At 62.7% G+C, this 26,522-nt stretch carries 38 protein-coding genes; 4 read left to right on the top strand and 34 right to left on the bottom strand.

Annotated features, from left to right (window positions below; translation table 11 throughout):
* The first annotated feature begins 11 nt into the window (after window positions 1-11).
* Entirely contained in the window at window positions 12-1,532 is a 1,521-nt protein-coding gene (gene putP, locus AD89_RS0107060) for a sodium/proline symporter PutP (protein WP_025777901.1), read from the top strand.
* A gap of 455 nt (window positions 1,533-1,987) precedes the next feature.
* Here putP and rplQ read toward each other — a convergent pair whose 3' ends face one another.
* The 6 genes from rplQ to infA all read right to left on the bottom strand — a co-directional run bounded on the left by rplQ (window position 1,988) and on the right by infA (window position 5,134).
* Window positions 1,988-2,527, bottom strand: a complete 540-nt coding sequence (gene rplQ / locus AD89_RS0107065) for a 50S ribosomal protein L17 (protein ID WP_025777902.1) — start codon at window positions 2,525-2,527, stop codon at window positions 1,988-1,990.
* 23 nt (window positions 2,528-2,550) lie between these two features.
* Window positions 2,551-3,549, bottom strand: a complete 999-nt coding sequence (locus AD89_RS0107070) for a DNA-directed RNA polymerase subunit alpha (RefSeq protein WP_025777903.1) — start codon at window positions 3,547-3,549, stop codon at window positions 2,551-2,553.
* A 152-nt stretch (window positions 3,550-3,701) separates the two neighbouring features.
* Complete coding sequence (gene rpsK, locus AD89_RS0107075) at window positions 3,702-4,106, bottom strand: 30S ribosomal protein S11 (protein ID WP_025777904.1); 405 nt, start codon at window positions 4,104-4,106, stop codon at window positions 3,702-3,704.
* A gap of 51 nt (window positions 4,107-4,157) precedes the next feature.
* Entirely contained in the window at window positions 4,158-4,526 is a 369-nt protein-coding gene (gene rpsM / locus AD89_RS0107080; RefSeq protein ID WP_025777905.1) for a 30S ribosomal protein S13, read from the bottom strand.
* Between the two features lie 214 nt (window positions 4,527-4,740).
* Window positions 4,741-4,854: a 50S ribosomal protein L36 gene (gene rpmJ, locus AD89_RS0107085; protein WP_009884960.1), complete on the bottom strand. Its 114-nt coding sequence runs from the start codon at window positions 4,852-4,854 to the stop codon at window positions 4,741-4,743.
* 58 nt (window positions 4,855-4,912) lie between these two features.
* Window positions 4,913-5,134, bottom strand: coding sequence for a translation initiation factor IF-1 (infA, locus tag AD89_RS0107090; protein ID WP_025777906.1), 222 nt, complete (start codon window positions 5,132-5,134; stop codon window positions 4,913-4,915).
* 367 nt (window positions 5,135-5,501) lie between these two features.
* Between infA and AD89_RS0107095 the strand changes: the two genes are divergently transcribed.
* On the top strand, window positions 5,502-6,647 hold the full coding sequence (locus AD89_RS0107095) for a MalY/PatB family protein (protein WP_025777907.1): 1,146 nt from the start codon (window positions 5,502-5,504) through the stop codon (window positions 6,645-6,647).
* 33 nt (window positions 6,648-6,680) lie between these two features.
* Here AD89_RS0107095 and AD89_RS0107100 read toward each other — a convergent pair whose 3' ends face one another.
* Entirely contained in the window at window positions 6,681-7,565 is an 885-nt protein-coding gene (locus tag AD89_RS0107100) for a PaaX family transcriptional regulator (RefSeq protein WP_025777908.1), read from the bottom strand.
* A 79-nt stretch (window positions 7,566-7,644) separates the two neighbouring features.
* On the opposite strand from AD89_RS0107100, the gene AD89_RS0107105 reads away from it, so the two are divergent.
* On the top strand, window positions 7,645-7,884 hold the full coding sequence (locus AD89_RS0107105) for a hypothetical protein (RefSeq protein WP_025777909.1): 240 nt from the start codon (window positions 7,645-7,647) through the stop codon (window positions 7,882-7,884).
* Window positions 7,885-7,920: 36 nt separating this feature from the next.
* On the opposite strand, the gene map is transcribed toward AD89_RS0107105, so the two are convergent.
* The 27 genes from map to rpsL form a co-directional block, all read right to left on the bottom strand.
* Window positions 7,921-8,757, bottom strand: coding sequence for a type I methionyl aminopeptidase (gene map, locus AD89_RS0107110; RefSeq protein WP_025777910.1), 837 nt, complete (start codon window positions 8,755-8,757; stop codon window positions 7,921-7,923).
* A complete protein-coding gene (locus AD89_RS0107115) occupies window positions 8,754-9,320 on the bottom strand; it encodes an adenylate kinase (RefSeq protein ID WP_025777911.1) in 567 nt (188 codons plus the stop codon). The genes map and AD89_RS0107115 overlap by 4 nt, the downstream gene beginning before the upstream one ends.
* Window positions 9,321-9,369: 49 nt before the next feature.
* A complete protein-coding gene (gene secY / locus AD89_RS0107120; RefSeq protein ID WP_025777912.1) occupies window positions 9,370-10,671 on the bottom strand; it encodes a preprotein translocase subunit SecY in 1,302 nt (433 codons plus the stop codon).
* Between the two features lie 318 nt (window positions 10,672-10,989).
* On the bottom strand, window positions 10,990-11,442 hold the full coding sequence (gene rplO, locus AD89_RS0107125; protein ID WP_025777913.1) for a 50S ribosomal protein L15: 453 nt from the start codon (window positions 11,440-11,442) through the stop codon (window positions 10,990-10,992).
* A 1-nt stretch (window position 11,443) separates the two neighbouring features.
* Window positions 11,444-11,626 carry a 50S ribosomal protein L30 gene (gene rpmD, locus AD89_RS0107130; RefSeq protein WP_025777914.1) on the bottom strand — a complete coding sequence of 61 codons (183 nt, stop codon included), beginning with the start codon at window positions 11,624-11,626 and terminating at the stop codon, window positions 11,444-11,446.
* Window positions 11,626-12,309 carry a 30S ribosomal protein S5 gene (gene rpsE, locus AD89_RS0107135; protein WP_025777915.1) on the bottom strand — a complete coding sequence of 228 codons (684 nt, stop codon included), beginning with the start codon at window positions 12,307-12,309 and terminating at the stop codon, window positions 11,626-11,628. The genes rpmD and rpsE overlap by 1 nt, the downstream gene beginning before the upstream one ends.
* On the bottom strand, window positions 12,306-12,686 hold the full coding sequence (gene rplR, locus AD89_RS0107140; protein WP_025777916.1) for a 50S ribosomal protein L18: 381 nt from the start codon (window positions 12,684-12,686) through the stop codon (window positions 12,306-12,308). The genes rpsE and rplR overlap by 4 nt, the downstream gene beginning before the upstream one ends.
* Window positions 12,687-12,688: 2 nt before the next feature.
* Window positions 12,689-13,225, bottom strand: coding sequence for a 50S ribosomal protein L6 (gene rplF, locus AD89_RS0107145; RefSeq protein WP_025777917.1), 537 nt, complete (start codon window positions 13,223-13,225; stop codon window positions 12,689-12,691).
* A 17-nt stretch (window positions 13,226-13,242) separates the two neighbouring features.
* Window positions 13,243-13,641 carry a 30S ribosomal protein S8 gene (gene rpsH, locus AD89_RS0107150; RefSeq protein ID WP_025777918.1) on the bottom strand — a complete coding sequence of 133 codons (399 nt, stop codon included), beginning with the start codon at window positions 13,639-13,641 and terminating at the stop codon, window positions 13,243-13,245.
* A 67-nt stretch (window positions 13,642-13,708) separates the two neighbouring features.
* Window positions 13,709-14,278, bottom strand: coding sequence for a 50S ribosomal protein L5 (gene rplE / locus AD89_RS0107155; protein WP_025777919.1), 570 nt, complete (start codon window positions 14,276-14,278; stop codon window positions 13,709-13,711).
* Window positions 14,278-14,646, bottom strand: coding sequence for a 50S ribosomal protein L24 (gene rplX, locus AD89_RS0107160; protein WP_025777920.1), 369 nt, complete (start codon window positions 14,644-14,646; stop codon window positions 14,278-14,280). The genes rplE and rplX overlap by 1 nt, the downstream gene beginning before the upstream one ends.
* A gap of 2 nt (window positions 14,647-14,648) precedes the next feature.
* The gene (gene rplN / locus AD89_RS0107165) at window positions 14,649-15,017 is read right to left on the bottom strand and encodes a 50S ribosomal protein L14 (protein ID WP_025777921.1); all 369 of its coding nucleotides are present in this window, start codon (window positions 15,015-15,017) and stop codon (window positions 14,649-14,651) included.
* A gap of 145 nt (window positions 15,018-15,162) precedes the next feature.
* Complete coding sequence (gene rpsQ, locus AD89_RS0107170) at window positions 15,163-15,450, bottom strand: 30S ribosomal protein S17 (protein ID WP_025777922.1); 288 nt, start codon at window positions 15,448-15,450, stop codon at window positions 15,163-15,165.
* Window positions 15,450-15,701 (bottom strand): 50S ribosomal protein L29, encoded by a 252-nt coding sequence (gene rpmC, locus AD89_RS0107175; protein WP_025777923.1) that lies wholly within the window; start codon window positions 15,699-15,701, stop codon window positions 15,450-15,452. The genes rpsQ and rpmC overlap by 1 nt, the downstream gene beginning before the upstream one ends.
* Window positions 15,702-15,703: 2 nt before the next feature.
* Window positions 15,704-16,120: a 50S ribosomal protein L16 gene (gene rplP, locus AD89_RS0107180; protein WP_025777924.1), complete on the bottom strand. Its 417-nt coding sequence runs from the start codon at window positions 16,118-16,120 to the stop codon at window positions 15,704-15,706.
* Between the two features lie 3 nt (window positions 16,121-16,123).
* Window positions 16,124-16,939, bottom strand: a complete 816-nt coding sequence (gene rpsC, locus AD89_RS0107185) for a 30S ribosomal protein S3 (protein ID WP_025777925.1) — start codon at window positions 16,937-16,939, stop codon at window positions 16,124-16,126.
* A complete protein-coding gene (rplV, locus tag AD89_RS0107190) occupies window positions 16,939-17,325 on the bottom strand; it encodes a 50S ribosomal protein L22 (protein ID WP_025777926.1) in 387 nt (128 codons plus the stop codon). The genes rpsC and rplV overlap by 1 nt, the downstream gene beginning before the upstream one ends.
* Window positions 17,326-17,367: 42 nt before the next feature.
* A complete protein-coding gene (rpsS, locus tag AD89_RS0107195; protein ID WP_025777927.1) occupies window positions 17,368-17,649 on the bottom strand; it encodes a 30S ribosomal protein S19 in 282 nt (93 codons plus the stop codon).
* A 15-nt stretch (window positions 17,650-17,664) separates the two neighbouring features.
* Window positions 17,665-18,501, bottom strand: a complete 837-nt coding sequence (gene rplB, locus AD89_RS0107200) for a 50S ribosomal protein L2 (RefSeq protein ID WP_025777928.1) — start codon at window positions 18,499-18,501, stop codon at window positions 17,665-17,667.
* 30 nt (window positions 18,502-18,531) lie between these two features.
* The gene (gene rplW, locus AD89_RS0107205) at window positions 18,532-18,831 is read right to left on the bottom strand and encodes a 50S ribosomal protein L23 (protein ID WP_025777929.1); all 300 of its coding nucleotides are present in this window, start codon (window positions 18,829-18,831) and stop codon (window positions 18,532-18,534) included.
* Window positions 18,828-19,481 (bottom strand): 50S ribosomal protein L4, encoded by a 654-nt coding sequence (gene rplD / locus AD89_RS0107210; protein ID WP_025777930.1) that lies wholly within the window; start codon window positions 19,479-19,481, stop codon window positions 18,828-18,830. The genes rplW and rplD overlap by 4 nt, the downstream gene beginning before the upstream one ends.
* Before the next feature lie 5 nt (window positions 19,482-19,486).
* Window positions 19,487-20,161, bottom strand: coding sequence for a 50S ribosomal protein L3 (gene rplC / locus AD89_RS0107215; RefSeq protein ID WP_025777931.1), 675 nt, complete (start codon window positions 20,159-20,161; stop codon window positions 19,487-19,489).
* 11 nt (window positions 20,162-20,172) lie between these two features.
* Window positions 20,173-20,481 (bottom strand): 30S ribosomal protein S10, encoded by a 309-nt coding sequence (gene rpsJ / locus AD89_RS0107220; protein ID WP_009379191.1) that lies wholly within the window; start codon window positions 20,479-20,481, stop codon window positions 20,173-20,175.
* A 529-nt stretch (window positions 20,482-21,010) separates the two neighbouring features.
* Window positions 21,011-22,204: an elongation factor Tu gene (tuf, locus tag AD89_RS0107225; RefSeq protein ID WP_025777932.1), complete on the bottom strand. Its 1,194-nt coding sequence runs from the start codon at window positions 22,202-22,204 to the stop codon at window positions 21,011-21,013.
* A 116-nt stretch (window positions 22,205-22,320) separates the two neighbouring features.
* Window positions 22,321-24,426, bottom strand: coding sequence for an elongation factor G (gene fusA, locus AD89_RS0107230; RefSeq protein ID WP_025777933.1), 2,106 nt, complete (start codon window positions 24,424-24,426; stop codon window positions 22,321-22,323).
* Window positions 24,427-24,525: 99 nt separating this feature from the next.
* Window positions 24,526-24,996: a 30S ribosomal protein S7 gene (gene rpsG, locus AD89_RS0107235; protein WP_025777934.1), complete on the bottom strand. Its 471-nt coding sequence runs from the start codon at window positions 24,994-24,996 to the stop codon at window positions 24,526-24,528.
* Window positions 24,996-25,370 (bottom strand): 30S ribosomal protein S12, encoded by a 375-nt coding sequence (gene rpsL, locus AD89_RS0107240; RefSeq protein WP_025777935.1) that lies wholly within the window; start codon window positions 25,368-25,370, stop codon window positions 24,996-24,998. The genes rpsG and rpsL overlap by 1 nt, the downstream gene beginning before the upstream one ends.
* Before the next feature lie 556 nt (window positions 25,371-25,926).
* Between rpsL and AD89_RS0107245 the strand changes: the two genes are divergently transcribed.
* Complete coding sequence (locus AD89_RS0107245; protein WP_025777936.1) at window positions 25,927-26,403, top strand: Fur family transcriptional regulator; 477 nt, start codon at window positions 25,927-25,929, stop codon at window positions 26,401-26,403.
* Window positions 26,404-26,522: the final 119 nt, after the last annotated feature.

Raw genomic sequence — 26,522 nt, forward strand, 5'->3', positions numbered from 1 at the left:
GCTGAGTTCAGATGTCGGAAACCACTTTCCGTACGATCGCGATCGTCCTCTACTTCATCGGCATGCTGGCCATCGGCTGGTTCGCCTACCGCAAGACGAGGAACAACCTCGACGAATATATGCTCGCCGGCCGTGGACTGCGGCCAGGCGTTGCCGCTCTCAGCGCCGGCGCCTCGGATATGTCCGGCTGGCTGCTCATGGGGCTGCCCGGCGCCATCTACGTCTCCGGTCTCATCGAAGCTTGGATCGCCGTCGGCCTCACCGTCGGCGCGTGGATCAATTGGAAGATCGTCGCACCCCGACTGCGCGCGTTCACGGAGAAGGCCGGCGATTCGATCACGATCCCCAGCTTCTTCGAACAGCGCCTGAAGGATCGGACACGACTGCTGCGCATCGTGTGCGGCATCATCATCCTCGTCTTCTTCACCTTCTACGTCTCTTCGGGCATGGTGGCGGCCGGAAAGTTCTTCGAGTCGAGCTTCGGACTCAACTACCTCGGCGGAATGCTCCTCGTCGCCGCGATCACCATGGTCTACACCCTCTTCGGCGGCTTCCTCGGTGCGACTCTCACCGACGTCGCCCAGGGGCTGCTGATGTTCGCCGCTCTCATAGCCGTGCCGATCGTCGCCGTCATCAACGCCGGCGGCCCCTCGACTGTCATCAGCAACGTCACCGAGATCGACCCCGGCCTGCTCAGCCTCGTCGGCTCGGGAGACTTCTGGACCTTCGCCACGATCGCATCCATCGTCTCCGCGCTGGCCTGGGGACTGGGCTACTTCGGACAGCCGCACATCATCGTGCGCTTCATGGCTCTGCGCACTCCTGCCGATGCCGGCGTCGCCCGGCGCATCGGCGTCAGCTGGATGGCGATCTCCGCTCTCGGCGCCATCGCCACCGCAATCGTCGGCATCTCCTACTTCTCCCAGCACGCGGACATGGAGCCCGCCGATGCCGAGACCGTCTTCCTCGACCTCGCGCAGATCCTCTTCCACCCATTCATCGCCGGCCTCGTGCTGGCAGCGGTCCTGGCCGCGATCATGTCGACGATCTCCTCGCAGCTCGTCGTCACGTCATCGGCGCTCATCGAGGACCTCTTCAAGATCGTCGCCCTGCGCACCGGTTCCACACGCACTCTGCAGGACAAGACCTATGTGCTGCTCGGCCGCCTCGGCGTGCTCGTCGTCGCCATCATCGCGGTGGTGCTCGCGATCTCGCCGTCGAACAGCATCCTCGACCTCGTCGCATTCGCATGGGCAGGATTCGGCGCATCCTTCGGCCCGATCGTCCTGCTCACTCTGTTCTGGAAGCGACTGAGCAACTGGGGCGCCCTGTTCGGTCTGCTCTCCGGTGCGGTGGTGGCCTTCGTCTGGGGGCAGGTGAGCACTCCGATGACGGACGCGATCTACGAGATCATTCCCGGCTTCATCGTCAACTTCGTCGTCGCCGTCGTCGTCAGCCGCTTCACCTACAAGCACGATGAGGCCTCTGACATCGAGTTCGACGAGTCCGTGGCGCTCTCCCGAGCCAAGTGAGAGCGAACGTGTGACGGTGAGAGCCGACGCGCGACGGCGCGGGGCGTGAGAGCCGACGCACGCGGGGAAAAGGCCGGGGCATGATCGTGCCCCGGCCTTCTTCGTGCCCCGGCCTGCGTCGTGCCCCGGCCTTCGTCGTATCGACACGTCAGTACGCCCCATGGCCTACCCGCCATCGGTGCACCGAACGGATCGCGCCTCAGATTGCGTACCCGAATGATCGCCTTTCGTTCCAATCATCTGGATCGAGAGCGATGATCGGAACGAAAAGCGATTATTCACGCCGAGGTGGCCGGACAGGTGCTTCCACACTGACCCCGCCGAGGCGGCCTGCACGACCTTGTCGACCGCCGCACCAGCGGTGAATACACGTCGGGCGGGCACCTGTGCAGGTGCCCGCCCGACGTGTCTGACTCACGGCTCGGCAGATCCCGGCCGAGAGTCGGTCGAGGAGTTTACTTCTCCTCGGCAGCCTCGTCAGCGGTCTCGGCATCAGCCTCGACTGCCTCGGCCTCGACAGCGGCGTCCTCAGCGGGCGCCTCGTCGACGACCTCGGCCTCAACCGGTGCCTCTTCAGCCGGAGCGGCAGCGGCGGTGGCCTGTTCGGCTTCCTTCACGGTCGCCTGCTTCGGCGAGTAGGGCTCGAGGACCAGTTCGATGACGGCCATCGGGGCATTGTCGCCGGGGCGAGGACCGATCTTGGTGATTCGGGTGTATCCGCCGGGACGCTCGGCCATCGTTTCGGCGATCGAGGTGAAGAGCTCGTGCACGATCGACTTGTCGGAGATCTGGCCGAGCACGCGACGACGTGCGGCCAGGTCACCCTTCTTGGCGTTCGTGATCATGCGCTCGGCAACCGGACGCAGGCGCTTGGCCTTGGTCACGGTCGTCTTGATCTGCTTGTGCTCGAACAGCTGGGCTGCCAGGTTGTTGAGCATCATGCGCTCGTGTGTGGGCGATCCGCCGAGGCGGGGACCCTTGGTTGGGGTTGGCATTGTCAGTTACTCCTAGGTCTTAATCAGTACTGTTCGTCTTCGACGTAGGACTGGTCCTCATCAACGAGTCCGGCTTCGAAGCCGGCAGGACTGTCCTTGAGGCTCAGGCCGAGCTCGTTGAGCTTCGCCTTGACCTCGTCGATCGACTTCGAACCGAAGTTGCGGATATCCATCAGATCGGCTTCGCTGCGAGCAACGAGCTCACCGACGGTGTGGATGCCTTCGCGCTTGAGGCAGTTGTAGGAGCGCACGGTCAGGTCGAGGTCTTCGATCGCCAGCGCCAGGTCGGCGGCCAGTGCCGCGTCCACAGGCGAGGGTCCGATCTCGATGCCTTCAGCTTCGACGTTGAGCTCTCGAGCCAGGCCGAAGAGTTCGACCAGGGTCTTGCCCGCAGATGCGATGGCATCGCGCGGGGTCATCGAGGGCTTGGTTTCGACGTCGAGGACCAGTCGGTCGAAGTCGGTGCGCTGTTCGACACGCGTGGCTTCGACCTTGTAGGTGACCTTGAGAACCGGGGAGTAGATCGAATCGACCGGGATCCGGCCGATCTCTGCATCCGCGTTCTTGTTCTGAGCGCTCGAAACGTATCCGCGTCCACGTTCGATGGTCAGTTCCATGTCCAGACGCCCCTCACCATTCAGCGTGGCGATGTGCAGGTCCGGATTGTGGATCTCGACCCCGGCGGGAGCAGAGACATCGGCAGCGGTCACGGTGCCGGGTCCCTGCTTGCGCAGGTAGGCGACGACCGGTTCGTCGAATTCGGACGATACGACCAGGGACTTCAGGTTGAGGATGAACTCGGTGACATCCTCCTTGACTCCCGGTACGGTGCTGAACTCGTGGAGCACTCCGTCGATCCGGATGGACGTGACGGCGGCACCAGGGATCGAGGACAGCAGGGTCCGGCGAAGCGAGTTGCCGAGGGTGTAGCCGAATCCGGGCTCGAGCGGTTCGATGGCGAACCGTGAGCGGTTATCGGAGACGACTTCTTCCGTGAGCGTTGGGCGCTGTGCAATGAGCACGTGGGCTTCCTTTCAGCGAACATCCGCTATATGACGTTCGCACTGCACGTCATGGCTCTGCGGCCATGAAGAACGGTTCGGGTTATCTGGGAATCCGTTCTGCGACCGATGTCGGACAAGTGCCCGTCATCCGTTGCAGTTCCACGGAAGGATCAGCCGCGGCGGCGCTTGGGGGGACGGCAGCCGTTGAACGGAACGGGGGTGACATCCTGGATGGTTCCCAGTTCCAGGCCGGCGGCCTGCAGCGAACGGATGGCCGTCTCGCGGCCCGAGCCCGGTCCCTTGACGAACACGTCGACCTTCTTCAGGCCGTGTTCCTGCGCCCGGCGAGCAGCCGATTCAGCAGCCATCTGAGCGGCGTACGGGGTCGACTTGCGCGAACCCTTGAAGCCGATCTCACCTGAGGAGGCCCAGGAGATGACAGCACCGGTCGGATCGGTGATCGACACGATGGTGTTGTTGAAGGTTGATTTGATGTGAGCCTGGCCGGCGACGATATTCTTCTTCAGCTTGCGGCGAGGCTTGCGCACTGTAGCGGCGCGTGACTTGGGAGGCATATGTCCTACTCCTGATCGAGGTGGTTGGCGCTGGCCAACCGGGTGAGCGTGTTACTTCTTCTTACCGGCCACGGTGCGCTTGGGTCCCTTGCGGGTACGCGCATTCGTCTTGGTCCGCTGACCGCGAACCGGCAGACCGCGGCGGTGACGCAGGCCTTCATAGCTTCCGATTTCGACCTTGCGGCGGATATCGGCGGCCACCTCACGACGGAGGTCACCCTCAACCTGGAATGTGCCCTCGATGTAGTCACGCAGCTGGACGAGCTCTGCGTCGCTCAAGTCCTTCACACGGGTATCAGGGCTGATTCCCGTTTCGGTCAGGGTCTGGCGCGCACGGGTGCGGCCCACACCATAGATGTAAGTCAAGGCGACTTCCACACGCTTTTCACGCGGGATGTCGACTCCGGCAAGTCGTGCCATGGGTACTGTCTCCTGTTGTTGTTTCGGAGGTGCTGATGCAGACCTGTCCCTGGTCTCCCAAGGTCTCCGGCCCCCGACCGGAGGTATCGTCCTGTGTCCGTTCCGCCGAAGCTCTCACTTCTCGCGAGTCCGAACGCAGATGGCGAGGTCTGCGCGGGTGTGGTGCTGCTGAAGCCCCTCTCGGAGGAGCCTCGATCTGCTCAGAACGAGCTGCTCAGCCCTGGCGCTGCTTGTGGCGCGGGTTGGAGCAGATGACGATGACCCGACCGTGACGGCGGGTAATCTGGCAGTTCTCGCAGATCTTCTTGACGCTGGGCTTAACCTTCATCGTTTTTCCTTCTTTCGGTCCCTGCCCGGCAGGACAGGACGCGAATGATCGAAGATCCTTACTTGTAGCGGTAAACGATTCGTCCGCGCGAGAGATCGTATGGAGACAGCTCCACGACGACCCGGTCCTCGGGAAGGATGCGGATATAGTGCTGACGCATCTTTCCGGAGATATGTGCGAGCACCTTGTGCCCGTTGCTCAGCTCGACCCGAAACGATGCGTTCGGCAGAGCCTCGACAACGGTGCCCTCGATCTCAATGACCCCTTCTTTTTTGGCCATATCGTTCGCTAACCTCGTATTCCCGCGAAACCTTCGCGTTCGACGTAATCGTGTATCACCGACTCAGTGCCGGTGACCCCTCGGCCTGCCGTCCTCGTCACCACATGAAAAGATGTGGATGGCAGAAGCCGCCCACAACTGAAAAAGGGTGAGTTGAATGAGAACAGACCAATCATCAACCCTACACTACGGGGAAAGATTCTTCCACACGGTGTTCGCTTCTGGGCGTGAACTCCCTTACAATTCCATCCTCGCCGAGGCGGCCGACCGCTCACGTGACAGCTGAGGTCGAATGCACCCGACGTTCACCGTCGCGACTGCTAGCGTGAGAACCGCCCCGACGCAGTCCCCGAAGAGGAGTACACAGATGTCCGATTTCGATGCCATCACCGAGGAGTCCCTGGTCACGAAGGGCGGGCGCAAGTGGTCGTCCTTCCCCGGTTCCATCGGAGCCTTCATCGCCGAGATGGACTTCGGGGTCGCTCCTGCAGTGCGTCAGTCGCTGCAGACCATCGATGACCGCGACCTCTACGGCTACGCTCCCGCCGATCTCGTCGCCGATCTGAAGACAGCGACCTCGAGCTTCTGCTCCGAGCACTACGGCTGGCGCATCCCCGTCGGCCACATCGAACCGGCCAGTGATGTGCTGGCAGCGTTCCTCGGCGTGCTCACCCACCTCACCCCGCCCGACACCCCGATCGTGCTGCCGACACCGGCCTACATGCCCTTCTTCGACGTCGCGCGGGTGACCGGCCGCGAACTCATCGAAGTTCCGATGCTGCGGTCGGAATCCGGCTGGTCCCTCGATCTCGACGCCATCGCCTCCGCCCTGACGCCCGGTGCGACATTCGTTCTGTGCAATCCGCACAATCCGATCGGCAAGGTCTACACCGAGGCCGAGCTGTCGGCACTCGCGGACGTCGTCGAGGACGCGGGAGCCCGGGTGTTCTCCGACGAGATCCATGCTCCCGTCGTCTATGCCCCCGCACGGCACATCCCGTATGCCGCCCTCACCGAGGCGACCGCCGCGCACACCGCGACCGCGACGGCCGCGTCGAAGGCCTTCAACATCCCCGGCCTCAAATGCGCTCAGCTCATCCTCACCTCTTCTGCCGACCGTGATGTCTGGGCCGAGAAGGGGCAGTTCGTCTCCGGTGCCGCCTCGAACCCGGGAATCCTGGCGACGACCGCCGCATACACCCGTTCGAGCGACTGGCTGAGCGAGGTCAACGGCTACCTCAAGGCAAACCGCGATCATTTCACCGATCTCGTCGGCTCGCTGCTGCCGGGGGCCGCCTACATCGAACCCGAAGGCACGTATCTGGCGTGGTTGGATCTGCGCGGCTACGGCCTGGAGTCGGGTCTGTCCGCTCTTATCCGTTCCCGCGCCGAGGTGGCCGTGACCGAGGGTCGCCTGTGCGGTGAGGTCGGGGCCGGGCATATCCGGTTCAACTTCGCCCTCCCCCGTCCTCTGCTCACCGAGGCGGTCGAGAGGATCGCCCGGATCCTCTGAGCCCCGTCCCGAGGCACGTTGTTCTACGGCGGCTCAGTGCTCGGGCAGCCATTCGATGAGGTCGAAAGAGGAGCTGGCTCCCGCACACTCGCGGATCTGCTGATCGAAGCGCAGATAGTACTCGAGATTGCACTGCTGCATCAGAGCGCGGAACCGCACGGCCGGCTGAGTGCCGTCGACGAGGGCTTCGGGCAGCAGCGGGTGGGTCATCACGGCACGGGCGATGTCAAAGTACAGATCGAAGAAGCCTCTCAAGCTCAGCTCCGGGCATCCGGTTCCCGGCGCTGATCCGCCCGAGGTCAGTGCGTTCATGCGCTGCTCCAACTCAGGCAGCTGGGCGAGAGCGGCGTCGAGTTCGAAGGCCCGAGTCGTCATCCTGCGAGCCGCGGCCGTGGAGTCGGGTGTCAGCTCTCCCGCCTCGGACCAGCTGGGACCCGACATCTCGGGCAGCCGCGCCGACAGCTGAGCGGACCGGTCTGCGAAGCCGATGAGGATTCCCGGCCTCAGCTGCCTGTATCCCAGGCTCCGGGCAATGTACTGCAGTCGGTCCCGCAGACCGCGCGAGGACTCCGGAACGGAATACACAACCGTGTGGAAGCGACCCTCGTAGTCCGGAAAGACATGGTCGCCTGCGATGTCGCCGAAGTCCGAGAGGACGTGTTCGCTCAGGCGATAGACGGAGACCCGCCCGAAACGCTCACTGCTGATGATGCCTCGTTGGACCATTCGCACGAGCTGATTGTGCACGCTCGAGGAAGAATACCCGTGCTCACCCAGCACACTGACGATGACGGGCCCCGGCAGTCCACTCGCCTGCAGACACCCGAAAGCGGAGATCACATCGAAGGCGATACGTGTCATCCGATAGCGATCGCCCACATCTGTCCGACGTTTCGGGACATCGTGGACACTCGTCATGGCCAGATCCTACCGTGAAAACACAAGGATCGGTGCCGACAAGGACCGAGATCGCAGCGAAGCGACGAGGAGCCACGACATGGATGACGAGAAGCACTCAATCGATCAGCGCGCGTACCAGATGTCCCGCACATCGGGACTGCTGGCGGGGGCCATCACGGCCTTCATCGCCTTCTGCGCGTTCCAGATTTTCGGGTTCACCATCGCCGAGACCGCAACATGGATGTTCGCGCTCGGGCTGATGGCGGCGTCCGGAACCTTCGTCGCCGTCTACTTCGTCGGCAGGTCGACCCTGAGGAGGCAGATGGCGGCCACCTGAGTTCGGGCTCGGGCCCCCTCCCCCACGGATCTCCCCTCAGATGCCGTTCGGAGGCACGGGAGTGATTCCGAACGGTGCCAATCCGGCCGCTCCACCGTCGGCGGCCGTGAGTACCCAGACTCCCCCATCGTGGCGAGCCACGCTGTGTTCCCAGTGGCTCGCCCGTGAGCCGTCTGCCGTGACGACCGTCCAGTCATCGGCAAGGGTGCGCGTATCCGCGCCGCCGGTGGTGAGCATCGGTTCGATCGCCAGGCACATTCCGGGCTTGATCTTCGGGCCGTTCGAGCGCGCACGATAGTTGAGCACCTCGGGAGCCATGTGCATGGAGGTGCCGATCCCGTGTCCGGTGAATTCCTCGACGAGACCCAGGTGGGGGAAAGACTCGGAGACGAAGTCATCGATGGCGTCTCCGATGTCGCTGACCTTCGTGCCCGTTGCGAACGCCGCGATGCCTGCCCACATGGCCGCCTCGGTGGCGGTCGAGAGCTCACGGTCGGCGGCCGTGCCCGCTTCATCGCCGCCGACGATCATCGTCAGCGCGGAGTCCCCGTGGAAGCCGTCGACAATCGCACCGCCGTCGATCGAGACGATGTCGCCGGCGTGGAGGACCCGAGATCCCGGGATGCCGTGGACGATCTCCTCGTTCACGGAGATGCACACGACCGCAGGAAATCCCTGATAGCCCTTGAAGTTCGACCGTGCCCCGGCGGAGTCGATGACCGCCTCGGCGGCGGCGTCCACCTCGGCCGTGGTGGCCCCGGGAACGGCCGCGGACCGGGCCGCTGACAGCACTTGTCGTGTCAGCTGCCCGGCCCGATGCATGAGCTCAAGCTCCGCGGGAGTCTTCAGCTCGATACGTGGTCCGAAGATCATCGAATGGTCGACAGGATGCGTTCGGTGATGTCTTCGACTTCACCGAGGCCGTCCACCTGGCGCAGAAGTCCGCGGCTGCGGTAGATATCGGTCAGCGGCTGCGTCTGCTCTTCGTACACATCGAGTCGGTGCCGGATGACGTCTTCGCTGTCATCGCTGCGGCCCTCGGTCTGAGCACGAGCGAGCAGGCGGGCGACGACCTCGTCGGTGTCGGCCGTGAGCTCGACGACGTGCTCGATGGCTTTGTCCTCGGCCGCGAGGATCCGATCGAGCTCATCGACCTGGGCACTGGTGCGGGGGTATCCGTCGAGGAGGAACCCATCGGCGGCATCATCCTGTGACAGACGGTCGGCGACCATGGAGTTCGTGACCTCGTCCGGCACGTATTCGCCGGCGTCCATATAGCGTTTGGCCAGCTTGCCCAGCTCGGTCTCACCCTTCACATTCGCCCGGAAGATGTCTCCGGTCGAGATCGCCGGGACGCCGAGCGCCTCGGACAGGCGGGCGGCCTGCGTTCCCTTGCCGGCGCCGGGAGGGCCGATCAGGATGATGCGTGAACTCATAAGGTGTCCTTCCAATGGGATGTCCGCTGAACGTCAGCGTCCGGTCATATCAGCGCAGCAGCCCCTCATAGTGGCGCTGCTGCATCTGCGCGTCGATCTGCTTGACCGTTTCGAGGCCGACGCCCACGACGATCAGCAGGGAGGTGCCGCCGAACGGGAAGTTCTGATTGGCGTTGATGAGCACCAGCGCGATCAGCGGGATGAGGGCGACGAAGGCAAGGTAGAGCGAGCCGGGGAAGTTGATGCGGCTGAGCACGTAGCTCAAGTATTCGGCGGTCGGGCGACCGGCCCGGATACCGGGGATGAAGCCTCCGTACTTCTTCATATTGTCCGCGACCTCTTCCGGATTGAAGGTGATGGCGACGTAGAAGTAGGCGAAGAAGATCGTCAGCAGGGCGTACACGGTGATGTAGATCGGGTGGTCACCGCGGGTGAAGTAAGTGTTGATCCATTCAACCCACGTGGATTCGGGATCGAAGAACTGCGAGACCAGGCTCGGCAGATAGAGCACCGAGGAGGCGAAGATGACGGGGATGACACCGGCCATGTTCACCTTGATCGGAATATAGGTCGAGGTTCCGCCGAACATCCGACGGCCCACCATCCGCTTGGCGTACTGGACGGGAATTCTGCGCTGCGACTGCTCGACGAAGACGACGAGGGCGACGAGCACGAGACCCACGACCATGACGATGAGGAAGATGTCGACGCCCTGTTCGCGGAAGATCGCACCGAGCGAGGATGGGAAGGCTGAGGCGACGGAGGTGAAGATCAGCAGCGACATTCCGTTGCCCACACCGTGTTCGGTGATCTGCTCGCCGAGCCACATGATCAGGCCGGTGCCTGCGGTCAGAGTCAGCACGAGGACTGCGATGCCCCACCAGGTGTCGTTGGCGATGAGGTCCTGGCAGCCTTCGACACTGCCGAACAGCGCACCGGAACGGACGGTCGCCACAAGAGTCGTCGAGTTGAGGATGGCGAGGCCGATGGTCAGGTAGCGAGTGTACTGAGTCAGCTTCGCCTGACCCGAGGCGCCTTCCTTGTGAAGAGCCTCGAAGCGCGGAATGACCACGCGCAGCAGCTGGACGATGATACTCGCGGTGATGTAAGGCATGATGCCCAGGGCGAAGATCGACAACTGCAGCAGCGCGCCGCCGCTGAAGAGGTTGATCATGGCGAATCCGCCCTCATTGAGCTGAGGCGAAGCCACGCATTCCTGCACCTTGGTGTAGTCGATGCCAGGCGAGGGAATGAACGAGCCGAGTCGGAAGATGACAAGAATGCCCAGGGTGAAGAGGAGTTTCTTCCTCAAGTCGGGCGTTCTGAAAGCCCTCCGGATTGCGCCGATCAAGCGTCCTCCTCGTTGGGGGATGAAAAGTCAGAGTCGTGGTCGCGACCTGGCGATTGAGACAAATACCTGCAAAAGACTACCAGGGTATGCCCTCCAAGCCGAAACCGGCGAAGCCCGTTGCGGCCTGAGTTTCAGGCGGTGTCCGAGAGGTCTCGGGGGCTCGGTTCGAGGTGGCATCGTCATGGACTCTCACCGGTGTGCTCGCGTCGGAGCGATGCTCGCCGCCGTGACAGTTGCGGGCATGCAGAAGGGGACGGCCACCGAAGTGGCCGCCCCCTTGCCGGCGTAGAGACCGGGATACCGTCCGAGACGAACGGATCAGGCCTCGTTGGCGCTTCCGCCTGCAGCCTTGATCTTCTCGGCTGCGGAGCCGGAGAACTTGTCTGCAGTGATGTTCAGGGCCACGGTGATCTCACCGGTGCCGAGAACCTTGACGGGCTGCTTTGCGCGCACAGCGCCCTTCTCCACGAGGTCGGCGACGGTGACGTCTCCGCCCTCGGGGAACAGGCTGGACAGCTTGTCGAGGTTGACAACCTGGAACTCCACCTTGGCGGGGTTCTTGAATCCACGCAGTTTGGGCAGACGCATGTGCATCGGAGTCTGGCCGCCCTCGAAGCCGTGCGGAACCTGGTAGCGGGCCTTCGTGCCCTTGGTTCCGCGTCCGGCGGTCTTGCCCTTCGAAGCCTCACCACGACCGACGCGGGTCTTGGCGGTCTTGGCTCCCGGGGCAGGGCGCAGATCGTGCAGCTTCAGCGAGTCGTTGTTCGACATATCAATCGACCTCTTCCACAGTCACGATGTGGCGGACAGCGTTGATCATTCCCCGGATCTCGGGGCGATCTTCCTGCACCACAACGTCGTTGGTCCGCTTGAGACCGAGCGAACGCAGCGTGTCGCGCTGGCTCTGACGGTATCCGATTGCGGACTTGCGCTGAGTAATCTTGAGCTTTGCCATCAGGACTTCGCCCCACTTTCAGCGGCTGCTCGCAGCAGTGCGTGCGGAGCAACCTCGTCGACGGGCAGGCCGCGTCGAGCCGCAACCTCTTCCGGACGCTCGAGGCCCTTCAGCGCGGCGATTGCGGCGTGCACGATGTTGATCGCGTTCGCCGAGCCCAGCGACTTGGACAGGACGTCCTGGACGCCTGCCGCATCGAGGACCGCACGGACGGGTCCACCGGCGATGACTCCGGTACCCGGAGCGGCCGGACGCAGCAGGACGACGCCTGCAGCTTCCTCGCCCTGGATCGGGTGCGGAATGGTCTTCTGGATGCGGGGAACGCGGAAGAAGTTCTTCTTCGCTTCCTCAACACCCTTGGCGATGGCGGCAGGAACTTCCTTCGCCTTGCCGTAGCCCATGCCGACCATGCCGTCGCCGTCGCCGACCACGACGAGAGCCGTGAAGGAGAACCGACGTCCGCCCTTGACGACCTTCGACACGCGGTTGATCGTGATGACGTGTTCGATGAACTGGTTCTTGTCTTCACGGTCGTTGCGACCGCCGCGTCCGCGACCTTCGCCGCGTCCGCGACCCTGACCGCCCTGTCCGCCCTGGCCGCGGCCACGGGAAGAACGGTCACCGCTGTTGTCGGTGCGGGTCTCAGCAGCTGCCTGCTGTTCCTTGTTCTCTTCAGTGCTCATAGGGCCAATCCTCCTTCACGGGCACCTTCGGCGATTGCCTGCACACGGCCGTGGTAGGCATTGCCTCCACGGTCGAAGACGACGGATTCGATTCCGGCGTCCTTGGCACGCTGAGCAACCAGCTCGCCCACCTTGCGGGCCTTGCCGGTCTTGTCGCCTTCGAATGTCCGCAGGTCGGCTTCCATGGTGGAGGCCGAAACCAGGGTCTTGCCGACGGTGTCGTCGATGACCTGGACGAAGACGTGGCGCGTGGAGCGAGTCACTGAGAGGCGAGGGCGCTCGGTCGTGCCGCTGACATGCTTGCGCAGTCGAGCGTGACGACGCTTGCGAGCAGCTGCCCTGCCTTTGCCGTAGCTTTCCTTCTTGCCAAAGGCCATCTTTACTTACCAGCCTTTCCGACCTTGCGACGGACGATTTCGCCGGCGTAGCGCACGCCCTTGCCCTTGTAAGGCTCGGGCTTACGCAGCTTCCGGATGTTCGCAGCCGTCTCACCGACGAGCTGCTTGTCGATTCCGTGGACAGCGACCTTGGTCTGGCCGTCGACGCTGAAGGAGATTCCCTCCGGCGGTTCGACGACGATCGGGTGGCTGTAGCCGAGGGCGAACTCGAGGTTCGATCCCTTGGCCAGGACACGGTAACCGGTTCCGACGATCTCGAGGGCCTTGGAGTAGCCATCGGTCACACCGACGATCATGTTGTTGATGAGCGTACGGGACAGTCCGTGCAGCGAACGCGATTCGCGTTCCTCGTCCGGACGGGCCACTGTGATGACACCGTCTTCGAGCGAGACCGTGATGGGCTCGGCGATGGTGACGGACAGCTCGCCCTTAGGTCCCTTGACGGCGACATCCTGGCCGTCGACCTTGACCTCGACGCCGCTGGGAACGGAGATCGGGTTCTTGCCAATACGTGACATGTTCTTCTCTCCTTCCTTTACCAGACGTAGGCGAGGACTTCCCCACCCACACCCTTCTTGGCGGCCTGACGGTCCGTCAGGAGGCCTGACGAGGTCGACAGGATGGCGATGCCGAGGCCGCCGAGAACCTTGGGCAGGTTCGTGGACTTCGCGTAGACGCGCAGTCCCGGCTTCGACACACGGCGCAGGCCGGCGATCGAACGTTCCCGGTTGGGTCCGAACTTCAGGTCCAGGAGCAGCGTCTTGCCGACTTCGGCGTCTTCGACGCTCCAGCCGGTGATGTAGCCCTCGGTCTTGAGGATCTCGGCGATGTTCGACTTGAGCTTCGAGAACGGCATGCTGACGTCCTCGTGATAAGCCGAGTTGGCGTTGCGCAGACGCGTAAGCATGTCTGCGACTGGATCAGTCATTGTCATTTGGGCACGTGCCCTTCCTCGTTACGGTTTCCGCCCACATGCTGTGCTTGGACCTGCAACGTAGCGATTATTTTTGCTTGAACGGGAACCCGAGGTGACGCAGCAGTGCACGTCCCTCATCGTCGGTTGCCGCGGTGGTGACGACGGTGATGTCCATACCGCGGACACGGTCGATCCGGTCCTGGTCGATCTCGTGGAACATGGACTGTTCCGTGAGACCGAAGGTGTAGTTGCCGTGTCCGTCGAACTGACGATCCGAGAGTCCGCGGAAGTCGCGGATACGCGGCAGTGCCAGAGTGATGACGCGGTCGATGAACTCCCACATCCGAGCTCCACGCATGGTCACGTGGGCGCCGATGGGCTGACCTTCGCGCAGCTTGAACTGTGCGATGGACTTGCGGGCACGGGTCACGACGGGCTTCTGACCGGTGATCAGAGTCAGGTCGTTGATCGCGCCTTCGATCATCTTGGAATCGCGTGCTGCGTCACCCACACCCATGTTCACGACGACCTTGGTCAGTCCGGGAACCTGCATGGGGTTGGCGTAGTTGAACTCTTCCTGCAGCTTCGCAACGATCTCTTCGCGGTAAATCTGCTTGAGACGCGGTGCGGGACGGCTGGTGGTTGTTTCCGTCATCAGATCTCCTCCCCGGTGCGACGCGAGAAGCGAACCCGAACGGTCTTGGTGCGACCGTCGCGCTCGACGCTCTCCTCGCGGTATCCGACGCGGGTGGGCTTGTTGTCCTTGGGGTCAACGAGCGCCACGTTGGACACGTGGATGGGGGCTTCGTGGGTCTCACGGCCACCAGCGGTGCCGCCGGCCTGAGTCTGCGTAGCCTTCTTGTGCTTGATCACGCGGTTGACGCCCTCAACGAGGACGCGGTTGCGTTCGGGGTAGACGGCAAGGACCTTGCCCTGCTTGCCACGATCGCCACCACGGGACTGCCGAGCGCCGGCGATGACCTGGACGAGGTCGCCCTTCTTGATATTGAGCTTGTTCGCCATGCTCACAACACCTCCGGTGCCAGGGAGACGATCTTCATGAACTTCTTGTCGCGGAGTTCGCGTCCCACGGGTCCGAAGATACGGGTGCCGCGCGGTTCCTCATCGTTCTTGAGGATGACGGCTGCATTCTCATCGAACTTGATGTACGAACCGTCGGGACGACGACGTTCCTTGGCAGTGCGAACGATGACGGCCTTGACGACGTCACCCTTCTTCACGTTTCCGCCCGGGATCGCATCCTTGACGGTTGCCACGATGGTGTCACCGATCGAGGCGTAGCGCCGACCGGAGCCACCCAGGATCCTGATTGCCAGGATCTGCTTGGCGCCAGTGTTGTCGGCGACTTTGAGTCGCGACTCTTGCTGAATCACTATTTTCTCCTGTCGTCGCGCTGGTTCTCACGCCTTGAGCGTGAGCCTTGCGGAACGGATTCATTGACATTTCACCCCGTTCCCGGTAGCCGCCCGCGGCCTGCAGGAGGCCGCGGGCGGGACCGGGTGGGTGGGGTGGCGTTGACTACTTGGCGCGTTCGACGATTTCGACGAGCCGCCAACGCTTCGCGGCCGAAAGGGGCCGCGTCTCGGCCACGAGGACGAGGTCGCCGATGCCGGCGGTGTTCTCTTCGTCGTGAACCTTGTACTTGACCGACTTGCGCATGACCTTGCCGTAGAGGCGGTGCTTCATGCGCTCCTCAACCTCGACGACGATGGTCTTGTCCATCTTGTCGGATACGACGTAACCACGTGCGGTCTTGCGGGAGTTGCGTTCCGCAGCAGTGGCCTCGGTATTCGTGGTCTCCGCCATCACTTGCTCTCTTCCTTGGCATCAGCGGGGTTCGGACGGATGTCCAGCTCCCGTTCGTTGAGCACGGTGTAGATACGAGCGATGTCGCGACGCACGGCCTTGAGGCGACCGTGGCTCTCCAGCTGACCGGTGGCCGACTGGAAACGCAGGTTGAACAGCTCGGCCTTGGCCTTCTTGAGCTCTTCCTGCAGACGCTCGTTGTCGTAACCGTCAAGCGCGTCGATGGAAAGGTTCTTCGAACCGATAGCCATTCTCACTCACCACCTTCGCGGGCCACGATACGGGCCTTCAGCGGAAGTTTGTGGATCGCCAGGCGCAGGGCCTCGCGAGCAACTTCCTCGGACACACCGCCGAGTTCGAACATGACTCGACCGGGTTTGACATTGGCGATCCACCACTCCGGCGAACCCTTACCGGAACCCATGCGGGTCTCGGCAGGCTTCTTCGTCAGCGGGTGATCAGGGTAGATGTTGATCCACACCTTGCCGCCGCGCTTGATGTAGCGGGTCATGGCAATACGTGCGGCCTCGATCTGACGGTTGGTGACATAAGCCGGCTCGAGAGCCTGGATGCCGTAGTCACCGAAGGACACCGTCGTGCCTCCCTTGGCGGCGCCGCCCCGGTTGGGGTGGTGCTGCTTGCGGAATTTCACTCGACGAGGGATCAGCATTTCTCAGCCCTCCGATCCGGCCTCAGCCGCGGGGGCTTCGGCACTGTTCTCAGTATTACGGGCCTGGTCGCCTCGGCGCGGTGCGCCTTCCTGACCACGTCCGCGGCCTCCACGACCGCGCCCACGGCCACGCGGGCCACGAGCAGCAGGAGCCTTGGCCTGCTCGGCGGCAAGCTCCTTGTCGGTCATGTCGCCCTTGTAGATCCACACCTTGACGCCGATGCGTCCGAAAGTGGTGTGGGCTTCGTGAACGCCGAAGTCGATGTTCGCGCGCAGGGTGTGCAGCGGCACACGACCTTCACGGTAGAACTCGGACCGGCTCATCTCAGCACCGCCGAGGCGGCCGGAGCACTGCACGCGGATGCCCTTGGCACCTGCGCGCTGCGCGCTCTGGATCGCCTTGCGCATCGCACGGCGGAAGGCCACGCGGCTGGCCAGCTGTTCGGCAACGCCCTGAGCGACGAGCTGTGCGTCGACCTCGGGGTTCTTCACTTCAAGGATATTGAGCTGAATCTGCTTGCCGGTGAGCTTTTCGAGCTGACCGCGGATGCGGTCCGCTTCGGCTCCGCGACGGCCGATGACGATGCCCGGACGTGCGGTGTGGATGTCGACGCGAACACGGTCACGCGTGCGCTCGATGTTGACCTTCGAGATGCCGGCCCGCTCGAGACCGGTGTTCAGAATCTGGCGGATCTTGACATCTTCGAGCACGTAGTCGCGGTAGCGCTGCCCCGGCTTGGTCGAGTCAGCGAACCACTTCGACTTGTGATCCGTAGTGATTCCGAGTCGGAATCCATTCGGATTGATCTTCTGGCCCATTAGCGGTTCCCCTTCCGGCTCTTGCGCTGAGGCAGGTCGTCACCGCTGGCCAGGACCACTGTCACGTGGCTGGTGCGCTTCTCGATGCGAAAAGCGCGGCCCTGGGCACGCGGACGGAACCGCTTCATGGTCGGCCCCTCATCCACGAAGGCTTCGGAGATGACCAGTTCGTTCTCGTCGAACGCAACGCCTTCCTCGTCGGCCCGGACACGCGCATTGGCGATGCCGGAGGCCACGAGCTTGTAAATCGGATCTGATGCCGACTGTTCTGCAAACTTCAACACTGCAAGTGCTTCGGTCGCCTGCTGACCACGAATGAGGTCGATGACGCGCCGAGCCTTGCGAGGCGTAACGCGCAGGTAACGCGCCTTAGCCTTGGCTTCCATCGCTTCCTTCTCTCTTCTCTAGGATCGAAAGAGTGCCCCGCCTCAGCGGCGGCGCCCCTTGCGATCGTCCTTTTCGTGGCCACGGAACGTCCGTGTCGGTGCGAACTCGCCGAGCTTGTGTCCGACCATCGACTCAGTGATGAAGACGGGGACATGCTTGCGTCCGTCATGTACTGCGATGGTGTGTCCCAGGAAGTCCGGGATGATCATCGAGCGACGAGACCAGGTTTTGATGACATTTTTGGTGTTCTTCTCGTTCTGACGAGCCACCTTCTGGAAGAGGTGTTCGTCGACGAAAGGACCCTTTTTGAGGCTACGAGGCATAAGTCAGTACTCCAATCAGCGCTTCTTGCCGGTCCGGCGACGGCGCACGATGTACTTGTCGCTCTCTTTGTTCGGCCGGCGTGTGCGGCCCTCCAACTGACCCCACGGGCTGACTGGGTGACGACCACCCGAAGTACGGCCCTCGCCACCACCATGCGGGTGGTCGATCGGGTTCATCACGACACCGCGGACGGTCGGGCGCTTGCCCTTCCAACGCATGCGGCCTGCTTTGCCCCAGCTGATGTTCGACTGCTCGGCATTGCCGACCTCGCCGATCGTCGCACGGCAGCGCGCATCGACGTTGCGGATTTCGCCCGAGGGCATCCGCAGCTGTGCGAAACGGCCGTACTTCGCCACGAGCTGCACGGACGAACCGGCAGAACGAGCGATCTTGGCACCGCCGCCGGGACGCATCTCGACTGCGTGCACGACAGTGCCGACCGGGATGTTGCGCAGGGCAAGGTTGTTGCCCGGCTTGATGTCTGCACCCGGACCGGCTTCCACCTGCGCGCCCTGCTTGAGGTTCTGCGGGGCGATGATGTAGCGCTTCTCTCCGTCTGCGTAGTGCAGCAGAGCGATGCGAGCCGTACGGTTCGGGTCATATTCGATGTGTGCGACCTTCGCCGGAACGCCATCTTTGTCATGGCGGCGGAAGTCGATGACACGGTACTGACGTTTGTGACCGCCGCCCTGGTGGCGAGTGGTCACGCGTCCCTGACTGTTGCGGCCGCCGCGCTTGGGCAGCGGGCGCAGAAGCGACTTCTCCGGTGTAGACCGGGTCACTTCGACGAAGTCGGCGACCGACGAGCCACGGCGGCCCGGGGTCGTCGGCTTGTGCTTACGGATTCCCATGAGTCTTGTCCTTCTTTGACGAAGGATCGCTTAGAGCGATCCACCGAAGATGTCGATCGATCCGTCCTTGAGGGCGACAATGGCACGCTTGGTGTCCTTGCGCTTTCCCCAACCGGTGCGGGTGCGGCGGCGCTTGCCCTGACGGTTCAGGGTGTTCACCTTGGCAACCTGCACATCGAAGATCGTTTCAATGGCTTGCTTGATCTCGGTCTTGTTCGAGTCCTGGTCGACGAGGAAGGTGTACTTGCCTTCGTCCATCAGGCTGTAGGTCTTCTCCGAGACGACCGGAGCGACGATGATGTCGCGCGGGTCCTTGAAGTTCAGACTCATGATGCGTCCTCCGATTTGCGGTTTCCGCTCAGGAACGCGGCAAGAGCTGCCTCGGTGAACACGATGTCATCGGCGAGCAGCACATCATAGGTGTTGAGCTGATCGGAGGTGAGCACGTGAACGTGGGGCAGGTTGCGCACGCTCAGGTAGGTGAGCTCGTCGTCACGCTCGAGCACCACGAGAGTGTTCTTGCGCTCGGACAGGCCGGCCAGTGCGGCCTTCGCCTGCTTGGTCGACGGGGCGTCGCCGGTGACCAGGTTCTTCATCACGAAGACCTGATCGAGCCGTGCGCGGTCGGACAGGGCTCCGCGCAGAGCGGCGGCCTTCATCTTCTTCGGGGTCCGCTGCGAGTAGTCGCGCGGGACCGGTCCGTGCACGATTCCGCCGCCGTTGTACTGGGGAGCGCGGATCGAACCCTGACGGGCGTTGCCGGTTCCCTTCTGGCGGTAGGGCTTGCGACCGCCACCGCGAACTTCGGAGCGGGTCTTCGTCTTGTGCGTGCCCTGACGGGCCGCAGCCAGCTGTGCAACGACGACCTGGTGGATCAGGGGCACGTTGGTCGGCACGCCGAAGACCTCGGCGGGCAGATCAACCGAACCGGCCTTGGCACCAGCGGCATCGATGACGTCGACTGTCTTGACATCAGTCATTACGTTCAGGCCTCCTTCACGGCCGAGCGAACGAGGACGACTCCACCCTTGGGGCCGGGAACGGCGCCCTTGATGAGCAGGAAGTTGTTCTCGTTGTCCACGGCGTGGATCGTGAGGTTCTGGGTGGTGTGCTTGACAGCGCCCATACGGCCGGCCATGCGCATACCCTTGAACACGCGACCAGGTGTTGCGGCTCCGCCGATCGAACCTGGCTTGCGGTGGTTGCGGTGCTGACCGTGGGAGGCACCGACACCGGCGAAGCCGTGACGCTTCATGACACCGGCGGTTCCCTTGCCCTTGGTCTTCGCGGTCACATCGACCTTGATTCCGGCTTCGAACGTGTCGACGCCGAGTTCCTGGCCGAGCTCGTAGTCAGCAGCATCTGCAGTGCGCAGTTCGACCAGGTGACGGCGTGGGGTCACACCGGCCTTTTCGAAGTGACCTGCAGTCGGCTTGTTGACCTTGCGAGGATCGATTTCGCCGAATGCGATCTGCACAGCGGGGTAACCATCGGTTTCCTCGTTGCGGACCTGAGTTACGACGTTGTTTCCGGTGGCCACAACGGTCACCGGTACGAGGTTGTTCTGCTCATCCCAGACCTGGGTCATGCCCAGCTTGGTTCCCAGCAGGCCCTTGACCTTGCTGGTGGTCGGGAGAGCGGATGAACGAGTGTTCGCCATTGCTGCCTCCCTTAGAGCTTGATCTCGATGTTGACGTCGTCAGCGAGGTCGAGGCGCATCAGCGAATCGACTGCCTTCGGCGTCGGGTCGACGATGTCGATCAGACGCTTGTGCGTGCGCATCTCGAAATGCTCACGGCTGTCCTTGTACTTGTGCGGCGAACGGATGACGCAGTACACGTTCTTCTCCGTTGGCAACGGCACGGGGCCCACTACAGTCGCGCCAGCGCGAGTGACGGTGTCCACGATCTTGCGTGCGGCACTGTCAATCACAGCGTGGTCGTACGACTTGAGCCGAATGCGGATCTTCTGTCCCGCCATGGCGTCGTCTCTTTCTTTAGTTGCTTCCGGCCATCAACTCGCAGAGGCCCGAAGGCTCACTGCCGTCTGTGCCGGCTGACCATGACCGACCCCCGAGGTCGGGCGTGTCGGCTATTCCTACCGGAGAAATTCTCACTTCTCCGCAGGCGCCGACGGCGCTTCTACTCATTGGCTGCTCGGTCCGAACCCGCATGGTGCAGATTCATCGATCCGATAGTGTTTCGGGCTGTTCGCGGTATCACTACCGCAGTGCAGGGGTCACCGCCCGAAACGCAACTTCACTATCTTGTCATAGAGCACTTGACCCGCGCAATTCCGGGGACCGTGCCTGTGAGGGAACTCTCAAGGATTCCGTGAGGCACTTCTGTTCTCGCCTCGCGCTCCGCGCCCCTCTGCTGCCCATCCACCTGCACCGTCCGATCGAGCCCTGACGAACACCGGCTGGGAATGACGACCATTGCCCGGGCATGCGGAAGGGCCGCAGCTCCGAAGAGCTGCGGCCCCAGCCGATGGTACTCAGTGAGTCAGATCAGGCGTTGATCTTGGTGACTCGACCGGCGCCGACGGTGCGTCCACCCTCGCGGATAGCGAAGCGGAGGCCGTCTTCCATGGCGATCGGCTGGATGAGCTCGACCGACATGTCGGTGTTGTCGCCGGGCATGACCATCTCGGTGCCCTCGGGCAGCGTGATGACGCCGGTGACGTCCGTGGTCCGGAAGTAGAACTGCGGACGGTAGTTCGAGTAGAACGGGTTGTGACGTCCGCCCTCGTCCTTGCTCAGGATGTAGACCTGAGCTTCGAACTTGGTGTGCGGGGTGATCGAACCCGGCTTCACGATGACCTGACCGCGCTCCACGTCTTCGCGCTTGGTGCCGCGCAGCAGCAGACCGACGTTCTCACCTGCACGGGCATCCGGCAGGGTCTTGCGGAACATCTCGATGGCGGTGACGGTCGTCTTGGACGACTTCTCCTTGATGCCGACGATTTCGATTTCGTCGTTCGGCAGGAGGACACCGCGCTCGACACGACCGGTGACGACGGTTCCACGACCGGTGATCGTGAAGACGTCCTCGACAGGCATGAGGAACGGCTTGTCGACGTCGCGCTCCGGCTCCGGAACGTTGTCGTCGACAGCTTCCATGAGATCCTGAACGCTCTTGACCCACTTCTCGTCGCCTTCCAGCGCCTTGAGAGCGGACACCGGAATGACCGGAGCGTTGTCTCCGTCGAAGTCCTGGCTCGAGAGCAGGTCGCGGACCTCGAATTCGACGAGCTCGAGGAGCTCCTCGTCATCGACCATGTCGGACTTGTTCAGAGCCACGACGATGTAGGGAACGCCGACCTGACGCGCGAGCAGCACGTGCTCACGGGTCTGGGGCATCGGTCCGTCGGTAGCGGCGACGACGAGGATCGCACCGTCCATCTGAGCGGCACCGGTGATCATGTTCTTCACGTAGTCGGCGTGACCCGGGGCATCGACGTGAGCGTAGTGACGCTTCTCCGTCTGGTACTCAACGTGCGAGACGTTGATGGTGATGCCGCGCTCCTTCTCCTCAGGTGCATTGTCGACCTGGTCGAAGGCGCGAGCCTCATTGAGATCCGGGTACTGTTCCGCCAGGACCTTGGTGATCGCAGCGGTCAGGGTGGTCTTTCCGTGGTCAACGTGGCCGATGGTGCCGATGTTGACGTGCGGCTTAGTCCGTTCGAAACTAGCCTTTGCCACTGGGTTCCTCCTCGTGGTTGGAATAAGATATGCGGTTCATATCTTAGACCTTGTGTTGGTTATCTTTCATTCCGGAGACCATGTTCTTGATCACCGGGGCGACCGGAATTCGGAGATTACTCTCCGCCGCGCACCTTCTGGATGATCTCCTCGGCAACAGCCTTCGGGACCTCCGCATAGCTGGAGAAAGTCATCGAGTACACCGCACGGCCCTGGGTCTTCGACCGCAGATCACCGATGTAGCCGAACATCTCCGACAGCGGGACCACAGCCTTGACGACCTTCACACCGGAAGCATCGTCCATCGACTGAATCTGTCCACGCCGGGAATTCAGGTCGCCGATGACGTCACCCATGTATTCCTCAGGGGTACGCACCTCGACGTCCATGACCGGTTCGAGAAGAACCGGGTTCGCCCGCTGGACGGCCTCCTTGAAGACCATCGAACCGGCGATCTTGAATGCCATCTCCGAAGAGTCGACATCGTGGTAGGCACCGTCGACCAGAGTGGCCTTGACACCCACCATGGGGTAACCGGCCAGGGCACCGAGCTGCATGGCGTCCTGGATGCCGGCGTCGACGCTCGGAATGTACTCGCGCGGAACGCGTCCGCCCGTGATGGCATTCTCGAACTCGTAAATCGTATCGCCTTCGACCTCGAGAGGCTCGAAGGTGACCTGGACCTTCGCGAACTGTCCCGATCCGCCCGTCTGCTTCTTGTGGGTGTAATCGTACTTCTCGACAGTGCGACGGATGGTCTCACGGTAGGCGACCTGCGGCTTGCCGACGTTCGCCTCGACCTTGAACTCGCGACGCATGCGGTCGACGAGGATGTCGAGGTGCAGCTCGCCCATTCCGCGGATGACGGTCTGGCCGGTCTCGTCGTCAAGCTCGACCTGGTAGGTCGGGTCTTCCTTGACGAACTTCTGGATGGCCGACGACAGCTTCTCCTGGTCGCTCTTCGTCTTCGGCTCGATGGCCACGGAGATCACAGGCTCCGGGAAGGTCATCGACTCGAGAGCGATCGGGTTGGCCGGGTCGCTGAGCGTGTCGCCCGTCGTGGTCTCCTTGAGACCGATGAAGGCGTAGATGTGGCCGGCGAACGCCTCTTCGACAGGGTTCTCCTTGTTGGAGTGCATCTGGAAGAGCTTGCCGACGCGTTCCTTCTTGCCCGACGAGGTGTTGAGCACCTGTTCGCCGGACTTCACATGACCGGAGTACACGCGCACGTAGGTCAGCGATCCGAAGAACGGGTGAGAGGCGACCTTGAAGGCCAGAGCCGAGAACGGCTCGTCCGTCGAAGGCTTGCGGGTCAGTTCCTCTTCGTCGTTGCTCGGGTTGTGCCCGATCATCGGAGGCACGTCGAGCGGTGAGGGGAGGTAGTCGATGACCGCGTCGAGCATGGGCTGCACGCCCTTGTTCTTGTAGGCGGAACCACACATGACCGGGAAGGCCTCGGACTTGATGACGAGTTCGCGGATGCCGGCCTTGATCTCAGCCGTCGTGAGCTCTTCGCCCTCGAGGTACTTCTCCATGAGCTCTTCCGAGTTCTCGGCGACGTCCTCGACGAGCTGTGCACGATACTGAACAGCCTTGTCCTTGAGATCCTCGGGGATCTCGACCTCGGTCATGTCCTGACCCATCTTGGTCTCGTCGGGCCAGATGTAGGCCTTCATCTCGAGCAGATCGACGACACCGGCGAATTCGCTTTCGGCACCGATCGGCAGCTGGATGACCAGCGGCTTCGCGCCGAGGCGCTCCTTGATGGTGTCGACGGTGAAGTAGAAGTCAGCACCGAGCTTGTCCATCTTGTTGACGAAGCACACGCGCGGAACGTCGTACTTGTCGGCCTGACGCCACACGGTCTCCGACTGGGGCTCAACGCCCTCCTTGCCGTCGAACACGGCGACGGCACCATCGAGGACGCGCAGCGAACGCTCGACCTCGACCGTGAAGTCGACGTGACCGGGGGTGTCGATGATGTTGATCTGGTTGTTGTCCCAGTAGCAGGTCGTCGCGGCCGACGTGATCGTGATGCCGCGCTCCTTCTCCTGGTCCATCCAGTCCATGGTGCCGGCGCCGTCGTGGGTCTCGCCCATCTTGTAGTTCACGCCGGTGTAGAAGAGGATGCGTTCAGTCGTAGTTGTCTTACCGGCATCGATGTGGGCCATGATGCCGATATTACGGACCTTGTTCAGGTCGCTGAGCACGTCAAGTGCCACGGTGTCTCTCTCTCAATCGATGATTTGCTCGACTCCCCTGTGCCGCCGGTCGACGGCACTCGCGGACGAGGTCCGCCGACCGGCGCGCAGGGCAGGCGATTACCAGCGGTAGTGGGCGAAGGCCTTGTTGGACTCGGCCATCTTGTGAGTGTCCTCGCGGCGCTTGACTGCTGCGCCGAGGCCGTTGCCGGCGTCGAGGATCTCATTCATGAGCCGTTCGGTCATGGTCTTCTCACGGCGCTGGCGGGAGTATCCCACGAGCCACCGCAGAGCCAGAGTGGTCGAACGAGCCGGACGAACATCAATCGGCACCTGGTAGGTCGCACCGCCGACGCGGCGGGAGCGGACCTCGAGGGACGGACGGATGTTGTCGAGAGCCTTCTTCAGGTTGACAACGGGATCGTTGCCGTTCTTCTCGCGAGTGCCCTCGAGGGCACTGTAGACGATCCGCTCTGCGGTCGAGCGCTTGCCGTCGAGCAGGATCTTGTTGATCAGCTGCGTGACGAGCGGTGAGCTGAAGACCGGGTCAACGACGATCGGTCGCTTGGGTGCAGGACCTTTGCGTGGCATTACTTCTTCTCCCTCTTCGCACCGTACTTGCTGCGGGCCTGCTGGCGACCCTTGACGCCCTGGGTGTCGAGCGAACCGCGGACGATCCGGTAGCGGACACCGGGCAGATCCTTGACGCGGCCACCGCGCACGAGCACGATCGAGTGCTCCTGCAGGTTGTGTCCCTCGCCCGGGATGTAGGCGGTCACCTCGATCTGGCTCGAAAGCTTGACACGAGCGACCTTGCGAAGAGCCGAGTTCGGCTTCTTGGGGGTGGTGGTGTACACACGGGTGCACACTCCACGACGCTGCGGGCTGCCCTTGAGGGCAGGAGCGTCCGATCCTGCTGTATTGACATGCCGTCCCTTGCGGACGAGCTGTTGGATTGTCGGCACTAAGCGTTCTCCATTTGCTTCTCGATAGACCTAATTCCCAATGTCGGCCACGACCGCAGTCGCCTCTGTGAACCGTGGGACATATCCGACCGGACACCGGGTGAAGCTTGGCTCCCGATGCCAGTAACCACACGAGTCATCGACCCCTGCGCCCGGGTGTGTCGCAAGGACACGGAAGCACAGAGATGACATCTCGGCGGCCTGCATCGACGACTTCTCTCAGGGATTCCGAGCCTCACAGAACACTCGGCAGGATCGATCGACGGCGCAGATAACACAATCAGTCGCCCACCAGAATATCTCTCTCAAGCACGTCTGGTCAAAATGGCGATCATCCATCCTACCTCTCCGCACCGGCGAAATCACGCAGCACTCCCCTCGCCCGGTCAACCACACGGCTCACCAGCGTATTCACAGAACTGCGGCGCACTTCTCTGCACTCGGCGGAACATGGTCGCCGCGTGGGCGGATTCACAGCGATTCCGGTCGGCCGCCTCGGCGAGGATCCATCCCCGCTTTCCTTGACTCATTCAAAAGAAGCAGGCATTCTGGTGCTGTGAACGGGACGAAGCATGAACACGACGAAGACGCTGCCGCGGCTCTGCGGCAGACGTCGCTCCGTGTGACGAAACAGCGGGTCGCAGTGCTCGATGCCGTGCGGGACCATCCGCATGCGGACACCGAGACCGTGATCCGTTCCGTCCGCGAATCGCTGCCGGCGGTCTCCCACCAGGCTGTCTATGATTCGCTTCACACTCTTACCGAAGTGGGGCTCGTCCGCTGCATCCAGCCTTCGGGCTCTGTGGCTCGGTACGAGCGTCGCATCGGGGACAACCATCACCATATGGTGTGCCGATCGTGCAGTCTCATCGTCGATGTCGACTGCACTGTCGGACAGGCGCCGTGCCTGACTCCGTCTTACGATGCCGGCTTCATCATCGAACAGGCCGAAGTGACGTTCTGGGGCCTGTGCCCCGACTGCGCGACCGCCGGTGCTCAGCCGACCGGCGACGATCAGTTCTCGGCCGTGTGATTCTCGGCTTCCGTTCACCACCACCCGTCTTCTCCCGAGGACACGACTATGCCCTTTCTGCGAGGGTTGCCCATCCCGTCATCCGAGTCGTCGAATGCGACTCGACTGTGAAAGGAACA

The organism is Brevibacterium sp. VCM10 (genome assembly GCF_000583215.1).
Lineage (GTDB): Bacteria > Actinomycetota > Actinomycetes > Actinomycetales > Brevibacteriaceae > Brevibacterium > Brevibacterium linens.